The sequence below is a fragment of the Propionicimonas sp. T2.31MG-18 genome, from assembly GCF_964266745.1.
Taxonomy (GTDB): Bacteria; Actinomycetota; Actinomycetes; order Propionibacteriales; family Propionibacteriaceae; genus Propionicimonas.
This window is the reverse complement of the sequence record NZ_CAXWGX010000023.1, coordinates 41192-66721: the sequence shown is the minus strand read 5'-3', so window position 1 is coordinate 66721 and position 25530 is coordinate 41192. Positions and strand designations below refer to the sequence as shown.

Here is a 25530-nt window from a genome sequence, read left to right as displayed (position 1 = left end):
CCTCGGCCATAAGGCTGGCCCTCGCGCAGCGTGGCTGGGCCTCGTTCCATAAGGCTGGCCCTCGCTCAGGGAGGCTGACCCTCACCCTGGAGGCCACCACCGGCGCGGGCGGGGACGCGGCGACTGGCTGGCCGGCACTGGTGAGGACGGAAGCGTCACCGGCGGCGCCGCACGTCGGCAGCCCGGCGGCGGTGACACGGGCCCCGCGCGAGGTGATATTTTCTACATGTGCTGTTGGAGAAAAGGTCGGAGGCCGCCAGGCTGACGGTGACGCGACGCCCCCGCCCGGTCGCTCGTGGACGCGTCGCGCTGCTGGCGCCCGGCGGCGCGTTCCTGCCTTCGGGGCTGGACTCGGCGCCCGTGCGGCTCGAGGCGTGGCGCCCCAGCGGGCATCCCCGTCCGGGCAACGTCCACGTCGTCGGCGCGCAGTTCGACACGGTGTACGCCGAGGGCGGCTCCCTGTTGCGCCCTGATCGGGACGCGTCCGGCACCCGAGGCGGCGGCTCGCAGGCGCTGGCGCTCCAGCCCGCGCAGGGCGGGTTCGTCGAGGCCGCCTTCGGTGAGGCGGGACGCTACCCGCTGGTCACCCGCGCGATGGCCGACGCCGAGCACGGCGCCCACGGCGTGGTGGTCGTGCGGTGACCACCCCACGGACCCGGCGACGCCCGTCGCCGAACACCATCCTCCCGGGCCACCGGGGGGACGACAGAAGGGAAGCGACATGAGCCAGTTCGTCCACCTGGACACCCCGTCCACCACCACCGGCGGGTGCTCGTGCGGCGGGCGGGACGAGGGGGTGCCCGCGCTGGACGTGCGGCAGATCCCGCACGCCATCCGCCACGCCACGGTGTTCGGCGCCTTCGGTGCGATCCGTCCCGGCGGCTCGCTGGTGATCGTGGCGCCGCACGCCCCCGTCCCGCTGCTCAACCAGCTGTCGGCCCGGGCGCCGATCGCCGTGGAGTACCTCCTCGAGGGTCCCACAGAGTGGCACGTGAAGATCACCCGGCTCGTCGACGAGGACTGAGCGGCGACCTCGGCCCGGGGGGCCCTAGGGTGTCGGTGTGACGAATCCGACCCCTCAGGTCGTGGCCGTGATGGGCCGCGGAGTGGTTCCCCGGGACACCCCCCTGCTGATCGCCGACGACCTCGGCTTCACCCGGGGCGACGGCTGCTTCGACGCGGCCCGGGTGACCGTCGTGGACGGCCGGGCACGCGTCGACCACCTCGACCGGCACCTGGCCCGCTTCCGGCGCTCGGCGTCCGCGCTCGAACTGCCGGCGCCGGACGAGGATGACTGGCGGGTCCTCGTCGATGAGGCCCTCGACGCCTGGGACGCCGACGGCGAGGCCGTCCTGAAGCTCGTGCTCACCCGGGGCCCCGAACACAGCGACCGAGGCGTGTCCGCGCTGCTCACCATCACCGCAGCCCCCGACGCCACAGCGGCCAGGGCCGGCGTGCGGGCCGCCACGCTGGGCCGCGGGTACGCCAGCGACGCCTTCGCGTCCGCGCCGTGGCTGCTGGGCGGGGTGAAGACCCTGTCCTACGCGGTGAACGTCGCTGCCCGGCGCGAGGCCGCACGGCGCGGCGTGGACGAGGTCGTCTTCACCTCCAGCGACGGCTTCCTGCTCGAGGGACCGACCGCCGGGCTGCTCGTCGCCGCCGACGACCAGCTGTGGACCACTCCGCTGGAGGGCACCGGGGTGCTCGCCTCGGTGACCATCGAGGTCATCATGGACGCCGCCCGCGCCGACGGCGTCGCCACCCGTTTCGCCCTGTTCCGTCCCGGCGACCTGCCCGACACCGACGGCGCCTGGCTGGTGTCGGCCGTCCGCGGCGTCCTGCCGTTGCGGGAGCTGGACGGCGTCCCTCTCCCCCACGACCCCGAGATCACCGCGAGGCTGGCCACCGCCGCCGGCTTCTGATCCGCCCGGCGACGGCTCTTTTCGTTCCGCGTCGCTGGCTGCGGTCGCGTCATTGGCTGTGCCCGCGTCGGCGGCAGTGTCCACGTCCACCCACGACCCGAGGGCCAGCCTTCTGGCCGAGGGCCAGCGCACCGGTGCTGGCCCTCGGCGTCATGACTGGCCCTCGATCACGAAGGCTGGCCCTCGATCACGACGGCTGGCCCTCGACAACGGAGGCTGGCCCTCGAATCACGGAGGCTGGCCCCCGAGGACGGACGGCCGATGGAGGCGGGATCAACGGCGCGATAGCAGACGTCCGGGGCCGCCCCTGCCCAGCACCCTCGGGGCGAGATACCCCCGGGTGTATCCGCGATGGCATCTACGCTGCCCAGCGTGAAACTAGTCGTCGTCGGCGGGGTTGCCGCCGGAGCATCTGTCGCCGCCCGAGCACGCAGGCTGGACGAGTTCGCCGAGATCGTGGTCATCGAGAAGAGCCACCACGTCTCCTTCGCGAACTGCGGCCTGCCCTACCACATCGGCGAGGTGATCACCGACCGGAACCGGCTGCTCCTGCAGACCCCCGAGAGCCTGCGCGAGTCGCTCGACATCGACGTCCGGATCGCCGCCGAGGTCGTCTCCATCGATCGGGCGGCGAAGACCGTCACCGTGAAGGAACTCGACAGCGGGCGCACCTACACCGAGAGCTACGACAAGCTCGCGCTCTGCATGGGCGCGCGCGCCCTGCGTCCGCCCCTTCCCGGGATCGACCTGCCCGGGATCCACGTGCTGCGCCGGATTGCAGACATGGACCAGATCAAGACCATCGTGGACGCGGGCCTGGCCGCCACCAGGGACCACAAGCGTCCCGCGTTGCGCACGGTGGTGGTCGGCGCCGGCTACATCGGCCTCGAGATGGCCGAGAACCTCGCCCACCGCGGCGCTCGGGTCGACGTGGTGGAACTGGCCGACCAGATCCTGCCGCCGCTGGACCGCGAGATGTCCGTCCCGGTGGAGCACCACCTCGAGGCGAGGGGCGTGTCGCTGCACCTGTCCACCGCGGTGGCGGCCTTCGCCGCCCGCCCCGAGGGCGGGCTGCGGGTCGAACTGAACAACCACACCACCCTCGACGCCGACCTCGTCATCCTGGCCGCGGGCGTGCGTCCGCGTACCGACCTCGCCCGCGAGATCGGGATCGAGCTGGGCGAACGCGGCGGGATCCGGGTCGACAGCCACATGCGCACCTCGGACCCGGACATCTTCGCCGCCGGTGACGTTGTCGAGACGCCGCACACCGTCCTGCCCGGCATGCACCTGGCGCCCCTGGCCGGCCCGGCCAACCGGCAGGCGCGCGTGGCAGCGGAGAACATCTGCGGACGCGACACCGAGTACCGCTCCACCCAGGGCACCTCCATCGTGAAGGTGTTCGACATGGTGGCCGGCGGCACCGGCGCCACCGAGCGCCAGCTCATCGCCGCGAAGATGCCCTACCGGGTCGTGCACGTCCACCCGTCCGGTCACGCCGGCTACTACCCCGGGACCGCGATGCTGCACCTCAAGGTGCTCTTCGATCCCACCACCGGACGCCTGCTCGGCGGCCAGGCCACCGGCTTCGACGGCGTCGACAAGCGCCTCGACATCCTCGCCGCGGCCATCCGCAACGGCTCGACGGTGTTCGATCTCGAGGAGTACGAGCTCGCCTACGCCCCGCCGTTCGGCTCGGCGAAGGATCCGATCAACATGGTCGGCTTCGTCGCGTCCAACACCATCCGCGGCGACCTCCGGCTGTGGTACGCCCAGGACTACCCGGCCAGCACCGAGGGCGCGCGGATCATCGACGTCCGTACGCCGGAGGAGTACGCGATCTGGCACATCCCGGGCGCGGAGAACGTGCCGCTCGGGACGCTGCGCAGCGCCTGCACGGACTGGGACCGGGGAGTCCCGCTGCGCCTGTACTGCGCGGTCGGCTTCCGCAGCTACCTCGCCCAGCGGGCGCTCGTGCAGCGCGGATTCGCCGACGTCGCCACCCTCTCCGGCGGGTCCACCACCTTCCGCCTGTGGCACGACCTCGACACCGAGGACCACGCCCCCGCGCCGGTGGAGAACTACGCCGAGCGCGAGTCGCTGAAGGCCCTCGAGCGGCCCGGGACCGGCGTCCGCGTCGACCTCGACTGCGCGGGGCTGGCCTGCCCCGGCCCGATCCTGAGGCTCACGGAGAAGATGGGCGCCCTGAACCCGGGCGACGAGATCCTGGTGAACGTGTCCGATCCCGGCTTCGGCAAGGACGCCCCCGCGTGGGCGCGGCGCAACGGGCACCAGCTCGTCGAGCTCACCCCGAAGGGCCCCGGCTACGAGGCGCTGTTCCGCAAGGGCGCCGCGGGCGCACTGTCGGCGGAGGTCCCGCCGTCGATGCCGGCCGGACGGGCGAAGACGTCGTTCGTCGTGTTCTCCGGTGACCTCGACAAGCTGATCGCGTCGTTCATCATCGCCAACGGCGCCCTGGCCATGGGCGAGGACGTGTCGATGTTCTTCACCTTCTGGGGGCTCAACGCCCTGCGGGTGAAGAACCCGCCCAAGCGCGATCGGGAGCCCATGGAGCGCATGTTCGCCGCCATGATGCCGTCCGGCGCGGACGCCCTGAGCCTGTCGAAGATGAACATGATGGGCGCCGGCACCGCGATGATCAACCGGGTCATGGAGAAGAACGGCGTGCCGTCCCTGGAGGAGATGATCGCCTCGGCCAAGTCCGGCGGCGCCCGGATCATCGCCTGCACCATGACCATGGACCTGCTCGGCATCGCCGAGTCCGACCTGATGGACGGCGTCGAGTTCGGTGGCGTGGCCACCTTCCTCGACGAGGCGGCCGACTCCCGCACCACGCTGTTCATCTAGCGCCGGTCCCCGCCGCACGTCGCGGTCACGCCGAGGGCCAGCCTTGTGGCCGAGGGCCAGCGCACCGGTGCAGGCCCCCGACGTCAAGGCTGGCCCTCACGCCTGGAGACTGGCCCTCGACGTCAAGGCTGGCCCTCACGCCTGGAGACTGGCCCTCGCACGGGAAGGCTGGCCCTCACGCCTGGAGGCGGTCCCTCGCACGGGAAGACTGGCCCTCGGGAGCGGAAGCGGGCCCTCGGGCGGGAACGCTGGCCCTCGGGCGGGAAGGCTGGCCCTCGGGAGCGGAGGCCGGCCGGGGCCGCGAGTCAGGCGGCGGAGGCGACTTCGACGCGGTTGCCCCAGGGGTCGTCGACGCTGAGGTGGGCGGACGCGGCGGAGACCTCGAGGGCGACGTCCTGGCCGCGGGCGCGGAGGCGGCGGGCGGCGGCCAGGACGTCGTCGGCCGAAGGGACCTCGATGGAGACCAGGCCGAGGCCGAGGCCGGGCGCGCGGAGGCCGACGCCGGCGGTCTGCCAGGTGTTCATCGCCATGTGGTGGTGGTAGCCGCCGGCGGAGACGAACAGCGCGCCGGGGACTTCCGCGGTCACCTCGAAGCCGAGGGTGTCGACGTAGAAGTCCCTGGCACGATCGGTCTGTCCGACCTTGAGGTGGACGTGGCCGACCACCTGCGCCTGGGTTCCCGCCAGCGCGGGACGCCGGTCCGGCGCGGTCTCGAGGTAGTTCCGGGCGGTGTCGGTGAGGTGCTCGGCGAGGAAGTCGTTGGGGTCGAGCCAGAGCGTGCCCATCACGAGCTGGTCCCCGTTCCACGTCCACTCCGACCGCGGCCGGTCGACGTACAGCTCGACGCCGTTGCCCTCCGGGTCGTCGAGGTAGAACGCCTGCGACACCAGGTGGTCGCCGCTGCCGGTGTACAGCTGCGGGGTACGCAACGCGACCGAGGCCAGCACGGTCGCCAGCGTGCCGGCGTCCGGGTGCAGCAGGGCGGTGTGGAACAGCCCGGCAGTGCGACGCTCGCCGCGCGGCAGGTGCGGACGGTGCCGCAGCTCCACCAGCTCGCGACCGCCCCGTCCCAGCGCGACGGTGCCCTCGGCCTCGCGCAGCGGCTCGAGGAGCAGCACCTCGCTGTAGAAGCGGGTCATCGCGTCCAGGTCCGCCACGTCGAGCGCGACCTGGGACATCCGCGTGTCCGCGGGAAGCAGTTCAGTGGTCACAACACTCTCCTCGTCCATGTAGTTGATGATTCAATCATATCTCGCCCGGTTTGTCTCCTCCCCGATCCACAGGTCGCCCACGCGGTGGGCACAGGGAGCGGGAGTTGAGTAGGGGGCAACCGAGAGCACAGGAGGCAGATGAGAGCAGCCAACGTTTCCCCCTTCATGTGAGGCGGCCCCGCGGGTGTGCGAACCGGCGGGGCCGTCGGCCGTCGTGGCCTAGCCTGTGCACATGCGGACGCGACACCGGGCAGGCTGACGTGGACGTCCTCCTGCTCGGCACCGGAGCCGCGGACGGCATCCCCAACCCCTTCTGTCGCTGCGCCACCTGCGACGACCACCGGGCGCGCGGCGAGTTGCGCACCCCCACCTCCGTGCTGCTGGACGGCCGGCTGCTGATCGACCCGGGGCCGGAGGCGCCGCGGCAGGTGTCCCGGCTCGGACGCGACCTCGTCGGCCTGGAGGCCGTGCTCGCCGGGCACGCCCACGACGACCACCTCGATCCCGCGATCCTGCTGCACCGCTCCTGGGTGACCAGCGCCCCCCTACGGCTGGCCGGCCCGAAGCCTGTCGTCGACTGGTCGCGCCAGTGGCTGGACGGGGACCAGACGGCGGTCACCTTCACCACCGTGACCGCGGGCGAGGAGTTCGAGCTCGCCGGCTACCGGGTGACCGCGCTCGAGGCCAACCACGAGGCCTTCGGCGAGGCGCTGTGCTACCTCGTCGAGGACGGGGACGCGACCCTGCTCTACGCCACGGACACCGGGCCCCTGCCGGAGACCACCTGGGACGTCCTCGCCGGCCGCCGCGTCGACCTCGTGCTGATGGAGGAGACGTTCGGGCCGTGCACCACCAAGGGCGGACGCCACCTGCACCTGGCCACCTTCGCCGCCACCGTCGAGCGGTTCCGGGCAGAGGGTGTCGTCGACGAGCGCAGCCGCGTGGTGGCCGTCCACCTCGCCCACGACAACCCGCCGCTGGACGACCTGGCCGCCGAACTCGCCCGCTGCGGCGCTGAGGTGCTCGCCGACGGGACGCTGATCGCGCTGTGAGCTAGGAGGCCTCCCACAGCCAGGTGTAGAACGCGAGCTTGGCGGCGTCGCGCGCGATCCCGTAAGCGGCGAGGAACACGTCCTCCCAGCCCTCGCCGAAGTTCCAGCCGAGGCTGAGCAGCGCCGGGGCCAGGTCGGCCCAGCGGTCGCCGACGCCGAGCTTGCCCAGGTCGACGTAGCCGGCGCAGCGGCCCGCGGCGTCCAGCAGGAAGTTCGGGCTGCACGCATCGCCGTGGCAGACCACCGGATCCAGCTCCGGCCACGCGCGACCCAGCGTGTCGGTGCCGGGCTCGCGCGTCAGGCGGTAGGCGATCGAGTACTCCCACGCGCAGCCGTCCACCGGCACGGTGTCGTGGAAGCGACGCAGGGCGCGTCCCAGCTCGGGCACCACCTCGGCCGCCCGGTCCGGCCACTCACCGAGCACGGCGGAGGTGCCGGGCAGCCCCTGCGTGCGCAGCCAGTGGTGGCCGGTGGCGTCCACGCCGTGGTCGATGGGACGCGGTGCCGCTACGTGCGCACCGACCCACCGCAGCCGCGCCACCTCTGCGGCGGTGTCGAACTCCCCGTGCGGCGGCCCGTACTTCACGTACTCGGCGCCGCCGTCGACGGCCCAGGTCAGCCCGCCGATCTCGTTGCGCCACACCGGCTCGACCGGACGCCCGGCCGCGAGCCGGGCGACGACCTCCGGCACGCGCGCGTCGCCGAAGGCGAGGTGGGGGTTGAGGCCCGGCACGCCGGGGATCGCCACCGCGCGGGGCATCCGCCCGGCCGGCGACGACGCCGCGACACCCGCGCCCGCGGGTGGCTCCCCCACCGCTCGCCGTCCGCTAGAGGGGCAGCAGCCGGAAGATCGGGCCGGGGATGTGCTTGAGGACCATCATCACGAGCCGGAAGGCCGGCGGCACCCAGATCAGCTTCTCGCCCTTGCGGGCGGCGTCCACGACCTGGCGGGCGACGTCCTCCTTGTCGACGGTGAGGGGCGCGTCCTTCACGTGCGCGGACATGCGGGTGCGCACCTGGCCGGGACGCACCACCAGCACCTTGGGGCCGAAGGGGGCCAGCGTCTCGCCGAGGAGCCGGTAGAACCCGTCGAGGCCGGCCTTGGTGGAGCCGTAGACGAAGTTGCTTCGGCGCACGAGCTCTCCGGCGACGGTCGACATCGCGATGATCTGGCCGTACCCCTGTGCCTTCATCTTCTGGCCCAGCAGCACGCCGACGCTCACCGCGCCCGTGTAGTTCACCTGGGCGACGCGGACGGCGGCCGCCTGGTCCTGCCACAGCTGCTCGGCGTCACCCAGCAGGCCGAAGGCCACGATGGCCACGTCGATGTCGGCGATCCGCCAGGCGGCGTCGATCACGGCGGGGTGGCTGTCGGCGTCCATCGCGTCGAAGTCGAGGACGTCGACGGCAGAGGCGCCGCGCTCCCGCAGGGAGGCCACGGTCGCCTCCCGCAGCTCGTCGCCGGGCTGGACGCCGAGCACCACCCGGACGGGCTGCCGGGACAGGTACTCGCCTACGATGGCCAGCCCGATCTCGGACGTGCCACCGAGCAGCAGCACGGTCTGGGGATTGCCGGTCGCGTCGATCACGTGAATCTCTCTCTGTTGTGGATCAGGCCAGCTCGAGCCGGCGGGCGAGGTCGGAGACGAACACGCCGTGCGGGTCGATGCGCCGCCGGGTCGCGATCCACTCCCCGATCCGCGGGTACATGGCGTGGAAGGTCTCTGCCGTCGTGCGGGAGTCCTTGGCGGTGTAGAGCCGCCCGCCGAACTCCAGGACGCGGGCGTCGAGGCCGTGCAGGAACTCGTGCAGGCCGGCCTTGATCGGGAAGTCGACGCACACGTTCCAGCCCGCGATCGGGTAGCTTAGCGGGGCGGTGTTGCCGGGGCCGAACAGCTTGAACACGTTCAGGAACGAGTAGTGGCCGGACGCCTGGATGTCGCGGATGAGCCGGGTGAACTCGCCCACGGCTGCCGGCGGCACGACGAACTGGTACTGGAGGAAGCCGTGCGAGCCGTACGCCCGGTTCCACTCGCCGAACATGTCGAGCGGGTGGTAGAAGCCGGTGAGGCTCTGGATCTTGCCGGTGTAGTTGCCACTCTTGGCGTACCACAGCGAGCCGAGCACGCCGAAGGTGAGCTTGTTGGCCAGCCCGTTCGGGAACACGTCGGGCAGGTCGAACAGGGGCTTGGCATTGAACGCCAGCGGGTCGGCGGCCAGCTTGGGCGCCTTCTCCTTCAGCTGGTCGAGCGTGGCCAGCGAGCCGCGCGACAGTGCGGCCCGACCGAGCTTCGGCTCCGGCGAGATCGCGTCGAACCAGGCGCTGGAGTAGTCGTAGTCCGCCTCGGAGCCGTCGGAGTGGACGGCGATGGTCTCCTCCAGGTTGTGGGTGACGACGCCGTCGGCGATGAAGAAGGCGGTCTCGGTACGGGTCATGTTCAGCACCACCCGCAGGATGATGCCGGTCAGCCCGACGCCGCCGACGGTGGCCCAGAACAGGCTCGCGTCCGGGTCGTCGGGGGAGCCGTCCGGGGTGATGGTGAGGATGCGCCCGTCCGCCACCAGCAGCTGCATGGACGCGACGTGGTTGCCGAACGAGCCCGCGCTGTGGTGGTTCTTGCCGTGGACGTCGCAGCCGATCGCGCCGCCGACGGTCACCTGGCGGGTGCCGGGGAGCACGGGCACCCACAGCCCGAACGGCAGGGCGGCCCGCATGAGGTCGTCCAGGCTGACCCCGGCGTCCACGTCGACGGTCGCCGCGTCGGGGTCGATGGCGTGGATGCGGTTCAGCGGGGTCATGTCCACGACGATGCCGCCGGCGTTCTGGGCGACGTCGCCGTAGGACCGTCCGAGGCCGCGCGCGACGATGCCGCGCCGCAGGTGGGACGGCGAATCGGCGTTGTGGTGGGCGACCGCGGCCACCGCCTCGGCGATCACCTCCGGATCCGGCGTCGAGAGCACCTGGGCCGTCGTCGGCGCGGTGCGTCCCCAGCCGGTCAGCCTGGTGGAGACGGTGGGCAGGTCGGGGGTCTGGAGAGCGCTCATCGAGCCTCAGACTACTCGGCCGCGGGGTCCGCCACGCGCCGTGGCCGGGGACTACGATCAGGCGCAATGAGCGCTAACGAGACCCTGCGCGCCGTCTGCGACGCCGGCCTGTTCGACCTCGACGGAGTCCTCACCCCCACCGCGACGGTCCACATGCTCGCCTGGTCGAGGATGTTCAACGCCTACCTCGCCGACCGGGCCGCCCGGACGGGCGCGGACGCGTCCACCCGGCCCTACACCGACGAGGACTACTTCGCCCACGTCGACGGCAAGCCCCGCTACGACGGGGTGCGCGACTTCCTCGCCTCCCGCGGCATCGCGATCCCCGACGGCGACCCGGCCGACCCCCCGGAGGCCGACACCGTCTGCGGGCTGGGCAACCGCAAGAACACCTTCTTCGCACGGGTCCTGACCGAGGACGGGGTGGCGCCCTACCCCGGCTCGGTGCTCCTGCTCGACCACCTCGCCACCCTGGGGGTGCCGCTGGCGGTGGTGTCGTCCTCGCAGAACGCCGAGGCCGTACTGGCCGCTGCCGGCCTCCGCGAACGCTTCGCCCTCGTCGTGGACGGACGGGTGGCCCATGCACGCGGGCTGGCCGGCAAGCCGTCCCCGGCCACCTACGCGTGGGCGGCGGAGACGCTCGGGGTTCCACCGGAACGGGCCGTCGTCTTCGAGGACGCGGTCTCCGGGGTCGCCGCCGGGCGGGCGGGCGGCTTCGGGCTCGTGGTCGGGGTCGACCGTGGCGTGGGCGCGGAAGAGTTGCGCGCCCACGGGGCCGACCTCGTCGTCTCCGACCTCTCGGAGCTCCTTCCGTGAGGGCCCCGGCCTCGGACCCGGTCGACCGCACCCGGTTCCCCGTCGAGGAGTGGGGGCTCACCGAGATCCGCTACGACACCGCCCACCTGGGCCAGCGCGAGACCGTCTTCGCCGTGGGCAACGGCTACCTCGGGCTGCGCGGCAACAACGAGGAGGGCAACGCCGAGGCCCACGCGCACGGCACGTTCGTGAACGGCTTCCACGAGACCTGGGACATCCGCCACGCCGAGGACGCGTTCGCGTTCGCCAAGACCGGGCAGACGATCGTCAACGTCCCCGACACCAAGACCATCGCGATCACCGTGGACGGCGAGCCTCTGCGGCTGTCCGGCCCGGGCGTCGAGTCGTTCCGGCGCAGCATCGACTTCCGGGAGGGCGTCCTGCGCCGCGACGTCACCTGGCGCACCGCGTCCGGCCGGCGCGTGGCCGTCCGGTCCAGCCGGATGGTGTCGTTCAGCCGACGCAACCTCGCGCTGATGACCTACGAGGTCACCGTGCTCGACGGCCCGGCGGACGTGGTGATCGCCTCCGAGGTGCGCAACCGCCAGGACGAGGTGCCCGAGGGCTCCGCGGCGTCCGTCGGCTTCGACCCGCGGCGCTCGGCCCAGTTCGAGAACCGGGTGCTTCTCTCGCAGCTGGTGCGCGAGGAGCTGGGACGCATGGCGCTGGCCTACCGCGCCGCCCACTCCGGCCTGGGCCTGGCCGTGTGCGTCGACCACGAGCTGTACACCGGGGACCCGGTGGCCACCGAGACGCGGATGACCGCCGACCTCGGCCGGCGCACCTACCGGATCGCGGCGAGCGAGGGCCGGCCGATCCTGCTGGTGAAGTGGGTGGCCTACCACGACGGCGGCGCGGACGCCGACGCCGAGGACCTCGTGGGGCTGGCGCGGCTGACCATCGACGACGCGCAGGCCGTGGGCCGCGAGGTGCTGGCGGCTGAGCAGGGCGACTGGCTGGCCGGCTACTGGGCGAACGCGGACGTGGAGATCGACGGCCGGCCCGAGTTGCAGCAGGCCGTCCGGTGGTGCCTGTTCCAGCTCGCGCAGGCCGCCGGACGGGCGGACGGCGGCGGCATCGGCGCCAAGGGGGTGTCGGGATCGGGCTACCAGGGCCACTACTTCTGGGACACCGAGGTGTACCTGGTGCCCTTCTTCGCCCACACCAACCCCGGGCTCGCGCGGCGGGCCCTGCGGTTCCGCATCTCGATGCTGGACGCAGCCCGCGACCGGGCGGCGGAGATGGCCCAGCGCGGCGCGCTGTTCCCGTGGCGGACGATCAACGGCCAGGAGGCGTCCGCCTACTACGCCGCGGGTACCGCGCAGTACCACATCGACGCCGACATCGCCTGGGCGATGTGCAAGTACGCCGACGTCTGCGGCGACCCCGGCTTCCTCACCGGCGAGGCGCTGCCGGTGCTGGTCGAGACCGCGCGGCTGTGGGTCGATCTGGGCTTCTTCCGCGGGCCTGAGCGCAGCTTCCACATCCACTCGGTGACCGGCCCGGACGAGTACAGCGCCGTGGTGAACAACAACCTCTACACCAACCTCATGGCGCGGGCGAACCTGCGCCGGGCGGCGGCGGCCGTCCGCGAGCTCGCCGCGGGCGACCCCGACGGCTTCGCCGCGATCGCCCCCGGCCTGCAGCTCGAGCTGTCCGAGGTGGACGTGTGGGAGGCGGCAGCCGAGGCCATGACCATCCCCTACGACGAGGGGTTCGGCGTGCACCCCCAGGACGAGGACTTCCTCAAGCGCGAGGTGTGGGACCTCGCCCACACACCCGAGGAGAACACGCCGCTGCTGCTGCACTACCACCCGCTGGTGATCTACCGCTTCCAGGTGCTGAAGCAGGCCGACGCCATCCTGGCGCTGTTCCTGGCCGGCGACGCGTTCACCGCCGCCGAGAAGCGCGCCGACTACGAGTACTACGACCCGATCACCACCGGTGACTCGACGCTCTCCGCGGTGGTGCAGTCGATCATCGCCGCAGAGGTCGGCTACCAGGAGCGGGCGCTGGGGTCGTTCATGGAGGGGATCTTCGTCGACCTCGCCGACCTGCACCACAACACCGGTGACGGCGTGCACATCGCCTCCGCCGGCGGGGTGTGGAACGCACTGGTCTACGGGTTCGGCGGGCTGCGCGACCATTCCGGGCAGATCAGCCTCGACCCGCGCCTGCCGGCCGGGTGGAAGGCCCTGCGCTTCGGGTTCGGGCTGGCCGGCTCCCGGGCGCAGGCAGAGCTGACGGCGTCCGAGCTCGTGCTCACCCTGCTCGACGGCCCGGGCGGGACGCTCACCGTGCGGGGCGAGCCGGTGAGCCTCACCGGGCGCGAGCCCGTCCGCGTGGCCCTCGACGGACAGGGCCCGATGCTGCCCACGATCACCGGCTCGGTGCCGCTGCTGCACGGGCGTCCGGCCACCCCGGAAGAGCTCACCGTGGGCCTGCCCACCGGCAGCACCACCCTCAGTCCCCACCAGGTGCCGGACAGCTGAGGGCGGCGCCTACGGCGTGCCGGGAGGGTCGCCCGCGCCCCAGAAGACGCGGTCCATCACCTGTCGGGCCAGCCGGGTGCGCTTGCGGTAGTCCTCGACCAGCAGGGACGATTCGCCCTTCGCGTAGCCGAGCACCTGGGCCACGGCCGCGAGCTCGCGCACGTCGGTCGGCAGGCTGTCGCCGGGACGTCCGCGCAGCAGGGTGATGGCGTTGCGGATCCGGCTGGCGAGCAGCCACGCGTCCCGCAGCGCCGTCGCGTCCGGCTCGTCGAGCAGGCCCGCGTCCACGGTGGCGTCCAGCGCCTCCAGGGTGCCGGTGGTGCGCAGCCGGCGGTCGCCGGCGGCGTGGTGCAGCTGGAGCAGCTGGACGACCCACTCGACGTCGGACAGTCCGCCCGGGCCGAGCTTCACGTGGCGGCCCGGGTCGCCGCCGCGGGGCAGCCGTTCGGCCTCCATCCGGGCCTTGAGCTTGCGGATCTCGTGCACCTGCTGGTGGCTGAGCCCGCCGCTGGGGTAGCGGAGCGGGGCGATCGCGGACAGCAACTCCGCCCCGAGCGCGCGGTCGCCGGCCCCCACGTCGGCGCGGAGCAGGGCCTGCGCCTCCCAGGTGGAGGACCACCGCTCGTAGTAGGCGCGGTAGGACCCCAGGCTGCGCACCATCGCGCCCCCCTTGCCCTCCGGCCGCAGGTCGATGTCGACCTCCAGGGCCGGGTCGGGCCCGGGCTTGGCGAGCATCGCGCGCAGCCTGCTGACCACGGTGACGGCGTTCCCGGTGGCGTCCGGGTCGTCGCTGTCGGCGACGACGAACATCGCGTCGGCGTCCGAGGCGTAGGACAGCTCTCCCCCGCCCCAGCGGCCCATCGCGATCACGGCGATCGGGGGCACCCGCGCGCCGCGCGAGGCCACCTCCAGGGCGGCGTCCAGCGTGGCACCCGCGAGGTCGGAGAGCGCCCGCCCGAGCGCGGGGATGTCGAGCTGGCCCAGCAGGTCGGCCATCGCCAGCCGCAGCAGCTCGCTGCGCCGGGACGCCCGGACGGCCGCGATCGCGCCCTCGGGGGAGTCGTGGCGGCGCAGCGCCGTCCGCATCTCGGCGAGCACCTCCTCGGCCGGACGCGGGCGCAGCCCGTCGGTGTCCCCCAGCAGCGCGGCGTTCTGCGGCGCCCGCAGCAGCAGGTCGACCGCGTACCGCGAGGACGCCAGGATCCGGGCCAGGTGCTCGGCCATGGCGTCGCCGTCCCGCAGCGCCCGGAGGTACCACGGTGTACTACCAAGCGCCTCGGACACCTGACGGAACGCCAGCAGCCCGTGGTCGGGGTTCGGCCCGGCGGTGAACCAGGTGAGCATCGCCGGGAGCAGCTGCCGCTGGATCTCCGCCTGGCGTGTCATGCCGTGGCTGAGGGCCTCGATGTGGCGCAGCGCGGCCCGGGGATCGCCGTAGCCCAGCGCCCGCAGGCGGGTCTCCGCGGCTTCCGGGGTCAGGCGCACCTCCGCGGACGGGATGCGGGCGACGGTCTCCAGCAGCGGGGAGTAGAACAGCCGCTGGTGCAGCGTGAGAACCCGGCGCGCGGTGGAACGCCACAGGTGCATCAGCTCGCGGGGCTCCGGAAGCCCGATCGCCCGGGCCAGCCACCGCTGGCTCTTCTCGTCCTCCGGCATGAGGTGGGTGCGGCGGAGCCGGTACAGCTGGACGCGGTGCTCCAGCAGCCGCTGCAGCCGGTAGGCGGTGCCGAGGTCGTACCCGTCCCCGCGTCCGACGTACCCGTAGTCGACGAGCGCGGCCAGCGCCTCGAAGGTGCCGCGCAGGCGCAGCCGCTCGTCCGAACGGCCGTGCACGAGCTGGAGCAGCTGCACGCTGAACTCCACGTCGCGCAGGCCGCCCGCGCCCAGCTTGATCTCCGTGCTGGCCTCCTTGGCCGGCAGCAGGGAGATCACCCGCCGGCGCATGGCCTGCACCTCGCCGACGAACTGGTCGTTGTCCGCCACCCGCCAGACCATCGGCCACACCATGTCGACGAACTCGCCAGCCAGGGCCAGGTCTCCGGCCATCGGCCGCGCCTTCAGCATCGCCTGGAACTCCCAGTTCTTCGCCCACTTCTCGTAGTAGGCGCGATGCGAGGCCAGGGTCCGGACCAGCGGGCCGGCCTTGCCCTCCGGGCGCAGGGCCGCGTCGATCTGCCAGATCGTGCCGGCGGCTGTGTGGGCCGAGCACACCCGGGTGAGCGCGCTCGCCAGGCGGGTGGCCACGGAGACGGCGTCCTGGGCGGTGCACACCGGCTCCCCGTCGGCGTCCAGGGCCGGTTCGGCGAGGTAGAGGACGTCGACGTCGCTGACGTAGTTCAGCTCGCCAGCGCCGGTCTTGCCGAGAGCGATGATGCCGAGGCGGCACCTCTCCCACCCGGGCACCTCGCCGCGGGCGAGGGCGAGGGCGGTCTCGACCGTGGCGTCTGCCAGGTCGGCGAGCTCGCCGGCCACCTCGGGCAGCTCGCCCAGCGGGTCGGCGGCGGTGAGGTCGCGCGCGGCGATGCGCAGCAGTGCCCTGCGGTACGCGCGGCGCAGGTCGTCCGAACGTCCCTTCTCCGCGGACGGGGTGTCGGCGCCGGGGTCCGCGCCCACAGCGGTGAGGAGCTCCGCCCGCAGGTCGGCCGCCGGCCGCCGCTCGACGCCGCCGGTGAGCGCGTTCACGTCGTCGGGGTGCGTGCCCAGGTGCTGGTTCAGCGCGACGCTCGCGCCGAGCACGGCGATCAGCCGCCGGGCGAACGCGGGGTTCTCCGCCAGCTCCCCGAACAGCCCGGGCCGCGCCCGGGTGAGCTGGTCGAAACCCGCCAGCGCGAGGTCGGGGTCTGCGGTGCGCTGCAGCTCGCCGAGCGCGAGGTCGACCTGGCCGGGCGCGGCCAGCTCCTGCCAGCCCTCCACCATCGTCGCGACGGCCGCCGCGTCCGCGAACCCGAGCCGGGCGAGGCGGGCGGACTGGCTGTCGATGCGCGTCACGCTCGCGATGCTAGCGTCTGGCACGTGGCCAGAACCCCGACCGCTGCGGAAGTCGCAGACCTGCGCAGCGTCGTCGCGGCCCTGGCCGCCGACCCCGGCGCCGAGCTGCCCCGGCCGCGGCTCGCCGGCGCCGCCCGCACCGCCTGCGCGCTCCTCGCCGCCCGCCACCCCGGCGGCACGGTCGAGCTGAGGGTGCCGCCGTTCGCCGCCGTCCAGCTCGGCGTGGGCGAGCGCGGACGCCACACGCGCGGCACCCCGCCGAACGTGGTCCAGACCGACCCGGTCACCTTCCTCCGCCTGGCCGGGGGCAGCCTCACCTGGCAGGAGGCCCGCGCGGCCCACGCCGTGCGGGCGTCCGGCATCCACAGCGACCTCGCCGAGGTCTTCCCGCTGCCCGGCGCGACCGCCTGACCGGCGTCCCCGGGCCGCTCGCAGCGGACTCGCGGCGGCCGCACAGCCTGCACACAGGTTCGCGCAGCGTCCGGCACAGGTGGCGTCCCTAGGTTCAGGGGCGTGGCAGACCGCTGGAACGAAGGCCGGACCGATGACAACTGAGAACACCGAAGCCGCGGCGACCCCGCGGCGCCGCTTCCGCATGACCCCGAAGAGGTGGATCGGGCTCGCGCTCGCGATCGCCCTCCTCGCCGGGGCGGGCGTCGGCACGTACCTGTTCCTGCGGCCGGCGACGACGGCGGCGACGACGTTCAGCCGGACCGTGGAGGTCGCCAAGGGGACACAGACGCAGACCGTCACCCTCGACGGAACGCTGAGCCCCCGCACGCAGTCCGACGTCAACTTCACAGTTTCCGGGACGGTCACCTCCGTGAAGGTCACCTCCGGCGACAAGGTCACCAAGGGCCAGAAGCTCGCGCGGATCGACGACTCCGAGCTCCAGAACGCCGTCGACCTCGCCCAGGCCAACGTGACCACGGCGAAGGCCAACCTCTCCGAGGTCTACGACAACGACGGCAGCAGCGCCGCGATCACGTCGGCGAAGGCGCAGGTGACCTCCGCGCAGGCCGCGCTCGCCAGCGCGCAGGACGACCTGGACGCCGCCGTGCTGCGCTCCCCCATCTCCGGGACGGTGGCCAGCGTCAACGTCGAGGTCGGCGACACCGTCGGCTCGTCCTCCGGCGGCTCAGGCTCGAGCAGCTCGGCCTCCACCACCAGCTCGACGAGCTCGGCCCAGTTCGTGATCATCGGCACCTCCACCTGGAAGGTCGAGGGCAGCGTCGGCGCGGCCGACCTGGGCAGCGTGAAGGCCGGCCAGGCCGTGTCGGTCACCACCGACGCCACCACCGACCCGCTGACCGGCACCGTGGCCTCCGTCGGCATCGTGGCCACGTCCACCAGCGACGACGGGACGGCCACCTTCCCGGTGGTCATCACACTGTCGGGCACCCACACCGACCTGTACTCGGGCACGACCGCCACAGCGGTGATCACCACCGGCACCTACGACGACGTCCTCACCGTGCCCACCGCGGCGATCCGGACGGAGAACGGCAAGACGGTGGTCACGAAGGTCACCGACGGCACCAACAGCACCGTCGAGGTCGAGGTCGGCACCGTCTTCGGCAGCTCCACGCAGGTCACCAGCGGGCTGAGCGAGGGCGACACCGTCCTGATCACCTTCACCCGCCCCAGTTCCACGTCCACCAGCTCGGCCGAGCAGCAGGGCGGCGGCTTCGGCGGCGGCTTCGGCGGCGGGCTGGACGGCGGCGGCCCGCCCGGCGGTGGGGCGCCCCCCGGCGGCACCGGCCAGGGCGGCCGATGATGGGCATGCTGCAGATGACCGGCGTGCGCAAGACCTACTCCACGGGCGTGGTCGAGGTCGAGGCGCTGCGCGGGATCGACCTCGACGTGGACGCCGGGGACTACCTGGCGATCATGGGGCCCTCCGGCTCCGGCAAGTCCACCCTGATGCACATCATCGGGTGCCTGGACGTGCCCACGGCCGGCACCTACCTGCTCGACGGGACCGACGTCAGCTCGATGTCGGAGAAGCAGCTCGCCGAGGTGCGCAACCGCAAGATCGGCTTCGTCTTCCAGCAGTTCAACCTGCTGGCCAGCCTGACCGCCCTGCGGAACGTCGAACTGCCGATGGTCTACGCCGGCGTCCCGGCGGCGGAGCGCCGGGAACGGGCCATGCTCGCCCTGGAGAAGGTCGGGCTGGCCGACCGCGTCCAGCACCGTCCCAACGAACTCTCCGGCGGACAGCAGCAACGGGTCTCCGTGGCCAGGGCCCTGGTCACCAACCCCGCCCTGATCCTCGCCGACGAGCCCACCGGCAACCTGGACTCCCACTCGACCGCCGAGATCCTCGAGCTGTTCGAGGAGCTCAACGAGTCCGGCCGCACGATCGTGATGATCACCCACGAGGCGGACGTCGGCGAGCGGGCGCGGCACCTCGTGCACATCTACGACGGACTGCTGCGCGAGTCCGCCCCCGTGGCGACGGCGGGAGCGTCGCGATGATGGGCTGGACCGAGACGCTGCGCACGGCTGTCGCAGCGCTCAATGCGCGCCGCATGCGGTCAGCGCTGACGATGCTCGGGATCCTGATCGGCATCGCCGCGGTGATGCTCACCGTCGGCCTGGGCCAGGGCGCACAGGCGCAGATCACCGATCAGATCAACTCGCTGGGCTCGAACCTGATCTCGGTGTCGCCGTCCCAGTCGTCGTCCGGAGGGTTCCGCGGCGGCGGCAGCACCGTCTCGACCCTCACTCTTCAGGACGCCGAGATGCTGGCCGATCCCCAGATCGTCCCGGACGTGGCCGCCGTCGCGCCGACGTCCTCGACGAGCGGCTCGCTGCAGTCGTCGGAGACGACCTGGACCTCGACCGTGGTCGGGACGGTGCCGGAATGGGCCACCGTCCGTGCCCGGGAGGTCGACACCGGCCGGTTCTTCACGCAGTCCGAGGTCGACTCCTCTGCGACCGTGGCCGTGATCGGCTCGGAGACGGCCAGCGAGCTGTTCACGACCGGCTCGCCGGTCGGCCAGTCGATCAGTGTCAACGGCCAGTCCTTCTCGATCATCGGGGTGCTGGCCTCGGAAGGCTCCTCGACCACGAGCAGCCTCGACGACACCGTCCTGGTCCCGATCACGACGTTCGCGTCCCGCCTGTCCACCTCGAGCAGCGCGAACAGCGTGTCGACGATCTACCTGTCCGGCCGGGACACGGAGAGCCTGTCGGCGGCCTACCAGCAGGTGAAGACCGCCCTGCTCGCGTCGCATCAGGTGACCTCCGACAGTGCCGACTTCACGGTCAGCACCCAGGCGTCCCTCGTTGAGACCGCGACGTCGATCACGGGCATCCTGACGCTGCTGCTCGGCGGCATCGCGGCGATCTCGCTGCTGGTCGGCGGCATCGGCGTGATGAACATCATGCTCGTCTCGGTCAGCGAGCGGGTGCGCGAGATCGGCCTGCGCAAGGCGCTCGGCGCGACACCGGGCGTGATCCGCCGGCAGTTCCTGGTGGAGGCCGGCATCCTCGGCGTCCTCGGCGGCCTGATCGGCGTCGGGCTGGGCTTCGCCGGCGCCGCCATCCTGACCCCCGTCCTCGGCATGACCGTGCTCATCTCGATCCCGGCCACGCTGATCGCCCTGGTCGTGTCCCTGGGCATCGGCCTGGTGGCCGGGGTCTACCCCGCGGCACGGGCGGCCAAGCTCGCACCGATCGACGCACTGAGGAGTGAATGATGTTCGCCAACCCCCGCATCCGGGCCGTGCTCGGCGCCGGGACCGCCCTCGCGGTGGTCGCCGGCGTCGGGATCGCCGTGGCCGGGACGTCCAGCGCCGCCTCGCAGCGCTACGTGACCGCCACCGCCGGCACCGGCGAGGTCACCCAGACCTACGTCGCCAGCGGCGCGGTGACCCGGAAGAACACCTCAGAGGCCACCTTCGCCGTCGACGGGACGGTCCGAAAGGTCTCCGTGGCCGTCGGTGACGAGGTGGACGCCGGCGACGTGCTCGCCGTCCTCAACAAGGGATCGCTCCAGCTCGCCGTGCTGAACGCGGAGACGTCGGTGGCCAGGGCGAACGCCTCGCTGTACGCCGCGCAGCACCCGTCGAGCACGTCGGGCTCCTCCGGGTCCTCCGGCTCCGGCGGCTCGGGTGGGGCGGTCGTCACCATCGATCCGACCGTCCTGAACGAGGCCGTCAGCCGGGTGAACCTCGCGGTGGTGAGCGAGTCGGAGGCCTGCTCCGCGATCTTCGCCGCGATCCTGCCCGAAGCCGAGCCCACGGCGACCGCGACCCCGACGGCGACCGGTGAGGCGACGGACGGCACCGGCGCGGCCGAGGCCACGGCCACGCCGACCCCGACGGCGACCGCCAGCACGGAGGAGACGCCCGCCGCGGAGGCCACGCCGACGGCGAGCGCGTCCCAGCTGGCCGACACGATCGACTCCGACTTCTCCGACGAGGAGCTCCAGACCTGCGCGAACGCACGGGCGGAGGTGACGGCCGCCAACGCCAACCTCCAGCAGGTGGTGGCACTGCTCACCACCCCGAACGCCGGCGGCAGCAAGAAGACCAGCAAGAGCTCGTCGAGCTCGAGCTCGGTGAGCGCCTCCCAGGTCGCGTCGGCGAAGGCCGACCTCCTCGAGGCAGAGCAGGATCTCGCCGCGGCGAAGGCCGACCTCGCGGACGCCGAGCTGGTGGCCCCGATCTCGGGCACCGTCGGGGTGGTCGGCCTGGCCAAGGGCGACAGCGCCTCGTCCGGCTCGATCACGATCGTCGGGTCCGGGAGCGCCGTGGTCACGTTCGAGCTGCCCCTGTCCACCCGCCAGCTGGTGAAGGTCGGCCAGGAGGTGACGGTCACCCCGGCCGGTTCCGCCACGGCGCTCACCGGCAGGATCGCGTCCATCGCCACGCTCGAGACGAGCGGGACGAGCGGCAGCTCGCCCACCTACACCACCACGGTGTCGGTCAGTGACGCGACCGGCCTGCTCGCGTCCGGCTCCAAGGCCGCGGTGCTGATCCCGGTGCGGGCCGAGACCAGCGTGCTGCGCGTGCCGGCGTCGGCCGTGACCCCGACCGGGACGGGCACCGCCACCGTCCAGGTGGTGGAGAACGCGGGAGCCACCACCGCGAGCACCGTGGAGGTGACGACCGGAGCCGTCGGCGGCGGCTGGGTGCAGATCACGTCCGGGCTGGAGGCGGGCACCCTGGTGGTGCTGGCCGACAACACCGCGGAGATCCCGTCCAACCAGTCGAACCGGCGCTCGAGCTCGACCACCACCTCCCGGTCGAGCGCGTCGGCGACGGCCTCGGCGAGCGCCGCGGGGGCATCCGCGTCGACCGCTCCGCAGCCGAGCGCCACGGCCAGTCGCTAGGAACCGCGCCGGCGGGAGGCACAAAAGGCCCGTCAGGACTCACCCCCGGGTCGTCCTGACGGGCCTTGCCATCGACACGCCTCCGGGTCTGCCCCCCTCAGAGAAGTCCGGGTGCCGAAGCCTGCATGGCCCGGCGGCCGTTGGTGACCACCATTCAACCGCCCGCGTCACGTCCCCGTTCGGCTCCCGGACAAGTCCATACACTCCCGGACGCCGGAGTCCTCGTCGCCCTAGCCGTCCCCGATCGGCCCGGCGCGACTCCGCCCCGTCCCACCCGCACCACCCGTCCCACCCTCCGCGTTCGCCCCCGACTGCAACCCCTGCTACCGGAATTCCGGCAGCACGAGTGACATTCGGGGGCAGGGACGGCCCGGCACGGGCGGCGGGGCGGGTGCGAGGTGAGGGCGGACGGCGAGCGGTGGGCGGTGGCGCTCCAGAAGGTGGCCGTGTGGTGACGTGGGAGAGCCGGCGGGCGGAATGGCGAAGGCTCCGCCGCGTTCACCCCCTCGCCTCTGCCGGGGACGGCGTCCCACGCGCACCACCCGTCCCACCCCCCGCGTTCGCTGCCGATTGCCACTCCCGCTACCGGAATTCCGGCAGCACGAATGACATTCGGGGGCAGGAAGGGCCCGGGGCGAACGGCGGGACGGGGGGCGGCGTCCCTAGAGCGTGGGCAGCGAGTTGGTCAGCTCCCACTCCGAGACGTGCCCGCGGTAGGAGTCGTACTCCGCCTTCTTGTTGCGCAGGTAGAAGTCGAAGACGTGCTCGCCGAGGGTGTCGGCGACCAACTGGGAGTTCTCCATCAGGTCGATGGCGTTGCCGAGGCTGCGCGGCAGCGGGGTGATTCCGAGCGACTGCCGCTGGCGGTCGGTCAGCGACCAGACGTCGTCCTCTGCGCCCTCGGGCAGCTCGTACTCGTTCTCGATGCCCGCCAGGCCAGCGGCGAGCACCATCGCGTACGCCAGGTAGGGGTTGGCAGCGGCGTCGATCGACCGCAGCTCCACCCGCGCGGACGCACCCTTGTTCGGCTTGTACATCGGCACCCGCACGAGGGCGGAGCGGTTGTTCTGGCCCCAGCAGATGTAGCTGGGCGCCTCGGCGCCGGCCACGAGCCGCTTGTAGGAGTTGACCCACGGGTTGGTCACCGCGGTGATCTCCCCGGCGTGCCTGAGCAGCCCGGCGATGAACTGGCGTCCCGTCTTCGACAGGTGGTATTCGGCACTCGCGTCGTAGAACGCGTTGGTGTCGCCCTCGAAGAGCGAGACGTGGGTGTGCATGCCCGAACCCGGGTGGTTGCTGAGCGGCTTGGGCATGAAGGACGCGAACAGGTTCTGCATCACCGCGACCTCCTTGATCACCACCCGGAAGGTCATGATGTTGTCGGCCATGGTGAGCGCGTCGGCGTAGCGCAGGTCGATCTCCTGCTGGCCGGGGCCGCCCTCGTGGTGGCTGAACTCCACCGAGATCCCCATCTGCTCCAGGAGGGTGATCGCCTGGCGGCGGAAGTCCGCGCCGGGCGAGGTGGTGGTGTGGTCGAAGTAGCCGGACTGGTCGGCCGGCACCGGCGGCTGGCCGGGCACGATCGGCTGCTTGAACAGGTAGAACTCGATCTCGGGGTGGGTGTAGTAGGTGAACCCCATGTCCGAGGCCTTCTTCAGCGCCCGCTTCAGCACGTAGCGCGGGTCGGCGAAGGACGGCGAGCCGTCGGGCTGCCGGATGTCGCAGAACATCCGGGCCGTGCCCTGGGTGGCGCCCCGCCACGGCAGCAGCTGGAAGGTGGACGGGTCGGGGTGGGCCACCATGTCCGACTCGTACACGCGCGCGAAGCCCTGGATCGCGGAGCCGTCGAAGCCGATGCCCTCGTTGAACGCGCCTTCGAGTTCGGCGGGGGCGATGGCGACGGACTTGAGGAACCCCAGCACGTCGGTGAACCAGAGCCGGACGAAGCGGACGTCCCGCTCCTCCATGGTGCGAAGCACGAACTCGGTCTGCTTATCCATGCGGTTCAGTCTGCCCCGAGAAGTGTTTCAATCTGGTTACACGTGACCGCCGGACACGCTGGGTACCGTGAGGCCATGGCCCTTTCGTTCAGCGCGATCGGCATCACCGTCGCCGACATGGCCGCCAGCCTGGGGTTCTACCGGCTGCTCGGCCTCGAGTTCGACCCCTCCGACGACGCCGAGGGACACGTCGAGTGCGAGACGCCCGGGGGCGTCCGGATCATGTTCGACAGCGTCTCGGTCGTCCATTCCTTCGACCCCGACTGGCAGCCGCCGGTCGGCGGGCCGGCGATGACGCTGGCGTTCGAGTGCGCCGATCCCGCCGAGGTGGACGCGACCAGCGCGCGCCTCGCGCAGGCCGGCCACACCGTCCACCGGGAGCCGTGGGACGCGTTCTGGGGCCAGCGCTACGCCACGGTCCTCGACCCCGACGGCAACCGGGTGGACCTCTTCGCCTGGCTGTGACCGGGCCGGCGGCTCAGACGCCGAACAGCCCGGCCCGGTCGGGGTCCTCGTCGGGATCGTCCTCGTCGTCGTCGACGAAGCGCGGGTCGTTGTCCCACTCGTCATTGCGCTGGGCCACGCGCTCCAGGGCGTTCGCCGCCTCCGCCGGTGTGGCGTACGGGCCGAGCCGGGAATCGCTCTTGCACCCCTCGTAGGGCTCGACCGTGTGGTGGTCGAGGCAGTAGTACCACTCGCCGATCGCCATGGTGAATGCGCCTCCGATCGTCCGACTCACGCCCACTATGATCGCAGGAGTGACCGCGATCAAGCCCTTCCCGGTGTCCCCCCAGCGTCCGGTTCCGGACCACATCCCGCGGCCCCACTACGTCGGACGCCCCCGTCCCGAACGGTACGACGGGCCCCACGTGCAGACGCCGGAGACCATCGAGCGCATGCGCGTCGCCGGACGCATCGCGGCGCAGGCCATGCACGCCGGTGCCGCGGTGATCGCGCCCGGGGTGACGACCGACGAGATCGACCAGGTCGTCCACGACTTCATCGTCAGCCACGACGCCTACCCCTCGACCCTGGGGTATCGCGGCTTCCCCAAGGCCTGCTGCACGTCGGTCAACGAGGTGATCTGCCACGGCATCCCGGACGCGCGCCCGCTGGCGGACGGCGACCTGGTCAAGATCGACGTGACGGCGTTCCACGGCGGCGTCCACGGTGACAACTGCGCCACCTTCTTCTGCGGCGAGGTGGACGAGGCGTCCCGCCTGCTGTCCGAGCGCACGGAAGAGGCCATGAACCGGGCGATCAGAGCCGTCCGCCCGGGGCGACAGATCAACGTCATCGGGCGCGTCATCGAGTCCTTCGCCCGGCGGTTCAACTACGGCGTCGTCCGCGACTACACCGGCCACGGCGTGCACACCGCGTTCCACTCCGGCCTCATCGTGCCGCACTACGACGAGCCGATGGTCGACACCCTGATGGAGGTCGGCATGACCTTCACCATCGAGCCGATGCTGGCCATGGGCGACCAGCGCTCGCACGTGTGGGACGACGGCTGGACGGTCGTCACCAATGACCGGAGCCGGGTCGCACAGTTCGAGCAGACCATCGTGGTGACCCCCGACGGCGCGGAGATCCTCACCGTCCCGTGAGCCCTCGGCACGGCCGGCCGAGCCAGGTGTGAACCCGTACCTGAGACTCCACGGCTCGCACGCCGGACCGGCGGCGCTGCGCATTTCGGCCGGGCGGCCCGGACCGCTACGGTGGTGCGAGCCGTACGACTCCTCTCCCCCCCTCCGAGAACACGGAGACGGACGGTCAGGCCCCGCCAGGTCGCCAA

Annotated in this window: 21 protein-coding genes; 14 read left to right on the top strand and 7 right to left on the bottom strand. The window is 72.3% G+C overall.

Annotation, left to right across the window (positions count from 1 at the left end; translation table 11 throughout):
- The first annotated feature begins 267 nt into the window (after window positions 1-267).
- The 4 genes from ACFQQJ_RS08310 to ACFQQJ_RS08295 all read left to right on the top strand — a co-directional run bounded on the left by ACFQQJ_RS08310 (window position 268) and on the right by ACFQQJ_RS08295 (window position 4790).
- Window positions 268-642, top strand: coding sequence for a hypothetical protein (locus ACFQQJ_RS08310; RefSeq protein ID WP_377105611.1), 375 nt, complete (start codon window positions 268-270; stop codon window positions 640-642).
- 79 nt (window positions 643-721) lie between these two features.
- Window positions 722-1024 carry a DUF2249 domain-containing protein gene (locus tag ACFQQJ_RS08305; protein WP_377105609.1) on the top strand — a complete coding sequence of 101 codons (303 nt, stop codon included), beginning with the start codon at window positions 722-724 and terminating at the stop codon, window positions 1022-1024.
- Between the two features lie 61 nt (window positions 1025-1085).
- Window positions 1086-1922: an aminodeoxychorismate lyase gene (locus tag ACFQQJ_RS08300; RefSeq protein ID WP_377106317.1), complete on the top strand. Its 837-nt coding sequence runs from the start codon at window positions 1086-1088 to the stop codon at window positions 1920-1922.
- A 372-nt stretch (window positions 1923-2294) separates the two neighbouring features.
- Window positions 2295-4790, top strand: a complete 2496-nt coding sequence (locus ACFQQJ_RS08295; protein WP_377105607.1) for an FAD-dependent oxidoreductase — start codon at window positions 2295-2297, stop codon at window positions 4788-4790.
- Between the two features lie 305 nt (window positions 4791-5095).
- Here ACFQQJ_RS08295 and ACFQQJ_RS08290 read toward each other — a convergent pair whose 3' ends face one another.
- Window positions 5096-6001 (bottom strand): VOC family protein, encoded by a 906-nt coding sequence (locus tag ACFQQJ_RS08290; protein WP_377105605.1) that lies wholly within the window; start codon window positions 5999-6001, stop codon window positions 5096-5098.
- A 260-nt stretch (window positions 6002-6261) separates the two neighbouring features.
- Here ACFQQJ_RS08290 and ACFQQJ_RS08285 point away from each other — a divergent pair, with 260 nt between their 5' ends.
- Complete coding sequence (locus tag ACFQQJ_RS08285) at window positions 6262-7053, top strand: MBL fold metallo-hydrolase (RefSeq protein ID WP_377105603.1); 792 nt, start codon at window positions 6262-6264, stop codon at window positions 7051-7053.
- 1 nt (window position 7054) lies between these two features.
- On the opposite strand, the gene ACFQQJ_RS08280 is transcribed toward ACFQQJ_RS08285, so the two are convergent.
- From ACFQQJ_RS08280 to ACFQQJ_RS08270, 3 genes are all read right to left on the bottom strand, one after another.
- Window positions 7055-7813 carry a phosphotransferase gene (locus ACFQQJ_RS08280; protein ID WP_377105601.1) on the bottom strand — a complete coding sequence of 253 codons (759 nt, stop codon included), beginning with the start codon at window positions 7811-7813 and terminating at the stop codon, window positions 7055-7057.
- A gap of 67 nt (window positions 7814-7880) precedes the next feature.
- Window positions 7881-8642, bottom strand: a complete 762-nt coding sequence (locus ACFQQJ_RS08275; protein WP_377105600.1) for a decaprenylphospho-beta-D-erythro-pentofuranosid-2-ulose 2-reductase — start codon at window positions 8640-8642, stop codon at window positions 7881-7883.
- A 22-nt stretch (window positions 8643-8664) separates the two neighbouring features.
- Window positions 8665-10098 carry an FAD-binding protein gene (locus ACFQQJ_RS08270; protein ID WP_377105598.1) on the bottom strand — a complete coding sequence of 478 codons (1434 nt, stop codon included), beginning with the start codon at window positions 10096-10098 and terminating at the stop codon, window positions 8665-8667.
- 66 nt (window positions 10099-10164) lie between these two features.
- Between ACFQQJ_RS08270 and ACFQQJ_RS08265 the strand changes: the two genes are divergently transcribed.
- The gene (locus ACFQQJ_RS08265) at window positions 10165-10914 is read left to right on the top strand and encodes an HAD family hydrolase (protein WP_377105597.1); all 750 of its coding nucleotides are present in this window, start codon (window positions 10165-10167) and stop codon (window positions 10912-10914) included.
- Window positions 10911-13406, top strand: coding sequence for a glycoside hydrolase family 65 protein (locus ACFQQJ_RS08260; RefSeq protein WP_377105596.1), 2496 nt, complete (start codon window positions 10911-10913; stop codon window positions 13404-13406). Before ACFQQJ_RS08265 ends, ACFQQJ_RS08260 begins: the two co-directional genes overlap by 4 nt.
- Before the next feature lie 9 nt (window positions 13407-13415).
- Here the strand turns inward: ACFQQJ_RS08260 and ACFQQJ_RS08255 are convergent, their stop codons facing one another.
- Window positions 13416-16394, bottom strand: a complete 2979-nt coding sequence (locus ACFQQJ_RS08255) for a bifunctional [glutamine synthetase] adenylyltransferase/[glutamine synthetase]-adenylyl-L-tyrosine phosphorylase (RefSeq protein ID WP_377105595.1) — start codon at window positions 16392-16394, stop codon at window positions 13416-13418.
- Window positions 16395-16418: 24 nt separating this feature from the next.
- Between ACFQQJ_RS08255 and ACFQQJ_RS08250 the strand changes: the two genes are divergently transcribed.
- From ACFQQJ_RS08250 to ACFQQJ_RS08230, 5 genes are all read left to right on the top strand, one after another.
- Window positions 16419-16805 carry a sterol carrier family protein gene (locus ACFQQJ_RS08250; RefSeq protein ID WP_377105593.1) on the top strand — a complete coding sequence of 129 codons (387 nt, stop codon included), beginning with the start codon at window positions 16419-16421 and terminating at the stop codon, window positions 16803-16805.
- Window positions 16806-16938: 133 nt separating this feature from the next.
- A complete protein-coding gene (locus ACFQQJ_RS08245; RefSeq protein WP_377105591.1) occupies window positions 16939-18171 on the top strand; it encodes an efflux RND transporter periplasmic adaptor subunit in 1233 nt (410 codons plus the stop codon).
- A complete protein-coding gene (locus ACFQQJ_RS08240; RefSeq protein ID WP_377105589.1) occupies window positions 18168-18872 on the top strand; it encodes an ABC transporter ATP-binding protein in 705 nt (234 codons plus the stop codon). The genes ACFQQJ_RS08245 and ACFQQJ_RS08240 overlap by 4 nt, the downstream gene beginning before the upstream one ends.
- Entirely contained in the window at window positions 18869-20098 is a 1230-nt protein-coding gene (locus ACFQQJ_RS08235) for an ABC transporter permease (protein ID WP_377105587.1), read from the top strand. The genes ACFQQJ_RS08240 and ACFQQJ_RS08235 overlap by 4 nt, the downstream gene beginning before the upstream one ends.
- Complete coding sequence (locus ACFQQJ_RS08230; RefSeq protein ID WP_377105585.1) at window positions 20098-21735, top strand: HlyD family efflux transporter periplasmic adaptor subunit; 1638 nt, start codon at window positions 20098-20100, stop codon at window positions 21733-21735. The genes ACFQQJ_RS08235 and ACFQQJ_RS08230 overlap by 1 nt, the downstream gene beginning before the upstream one ends.
- A gap of 662 nt (window positions 21736-22397) precedes the next feature.
- Here the strand turns inward: ACFQQJ_RS08230 and ACFQQJ_RS08225 are convergent.
- A complete protein-coding gene (locus ACFQQJ_RS08225) occupies window positions 22398-23735 on the bottom strand; it encodes a glutamine synthetase family protein (protein ID WP_377105583.1) in 1338 nt (445 codons plus the stop codon).
- A 75-nt stretch (window positions 23736-23810) separates the two neighbouring features.
- Here ACFQQJ_RS08225 and ACFQQJ_RS08220 point away from each other — a divergent pair, with 75 nt between their 5' ends.
- On the top strand, window positions 23811-24200 hold the full coding sequence (locus ACFQQJ_RS08220; protein WP_377105581.1) for a VOC family protein: 390 nt from the start codon (window positions 23811-23813) through the stop codon (window positions 24198-24200).
- Between the two features lie 13 nt (window positions 24201-24213).
- Here the strand turns inward: ACFQQJ_RS08220 and ACFQQJ_RS08215 are convergent, their stop codons facing one another.
- The gene (locus tag ACFQQJ_RS08215; protein WP_377105580.1) at window positions 24214-24474 is read right to left on the bottom strand and encodes a hypothetical protein; all 261 of its coding nucleotides are present in this window, start codon (window positions 24472-24474) and stop codon (window positions 24214-24216) included.
- Between the two features lie 19 nt (window positions 24475-24493).
- Between ACFQQJ_RS08215 and map the strand changes: the two genes are divergently transcribed.
- The gene (gene map, locus ACFQQJ_RS08210) at window positions 24494-25342 is read left to right on the top strand and encodes a type I methionyl aminopeptidase (protein ID WP_377105578.1); all 849 of its coding nucleotides are present in this window, start codon (window positions 24494-24496) and stop codon (window positions 25340-25342) included.
- Window positions 25343-25530: the final 188 nt, after the last annotated feature.

What these genes read in the sequence shown, in the direction of transcription:
- ACFQQJ_RS08305 (WP_377105609.1), top strand. Translation starts at nt 722, where the DNA reads ATGAGCCAGTTCGTCCACCTGGACACCCCGTCCACCACCACCGGCGGG.
- ACFQQJ_RS08245 (WP_377105591.1), top strand. Translation starts at nt 16,939, where the DNA reads ATGACAACTGAGAACACCGAAGCCGCGGCGACCCCGCGGCGCCGCTTC.
- ACFQQJ_RS08225 (WP_377105583.1), bottom strand. Translation starts at nt 23,735, where the DNA reads ATGGATAAGCAGACCGAGTTCGTGCTTCGCACCATGGAGGAGCGGGAC.
- ACFQQJ_RS08240 (WP_377105589.1), top strand. Translation starts at nt 18,168, where the DNA reads ATGATGGGCATGCTGCAGATGACCGGCGTGCGCAAGACCTACTCCACG.
- ACFQQJ_RS08230 (WP_377105585.1), top strand. Translation starts at nt 20,098, where the DNA reads ATGTTCGCCAACCCCCGCATCCGGGCCGTGCTCGGCGCCGGGACCGCC.
- ACFQQJ_RS08270 (WP_377105598.1), bottom strand. Translation starts at nt 10,098, where the DNA reads ATGAGCGCTCTCCAGACCCCCGACCTGCCCACCGTCTCCACCAGGCTG.
- ACFQQJ_RS08220 (WP_377105581.1), top strand. Translation starts at nt 23,811, where the DNA reads ATGGCCCTTTCGTTCAGCGCGATCGGCATCACCGTCGCCGACATGGCC.
- ACFQQJ_RS08265 (WP_377105597.1), top strand. Translation starts at nt 10,165, where the DNA reads ATGAGCGCTAACGAGACCCTGCGCGCCGTCTGCGACGCCGGCCTGTTC.
- ACFQQJ_RS08280 (WP_377105601.1), bottom strand. Translation starts at nt 7,813, where the DNA reads ATGCCCCGCGCGGTGGCGATCCCCGGCGTGCCGGGCCTCAACCCCCAC.
- ACFQQJ_RS08235 (WP_377105587.1), top strand. Translation starts at nt 18,869, where the DNA reads ATGATGGGCTGGACCGAGACGCTGCGCACGGCTGTCGCAGCGCTCAAT.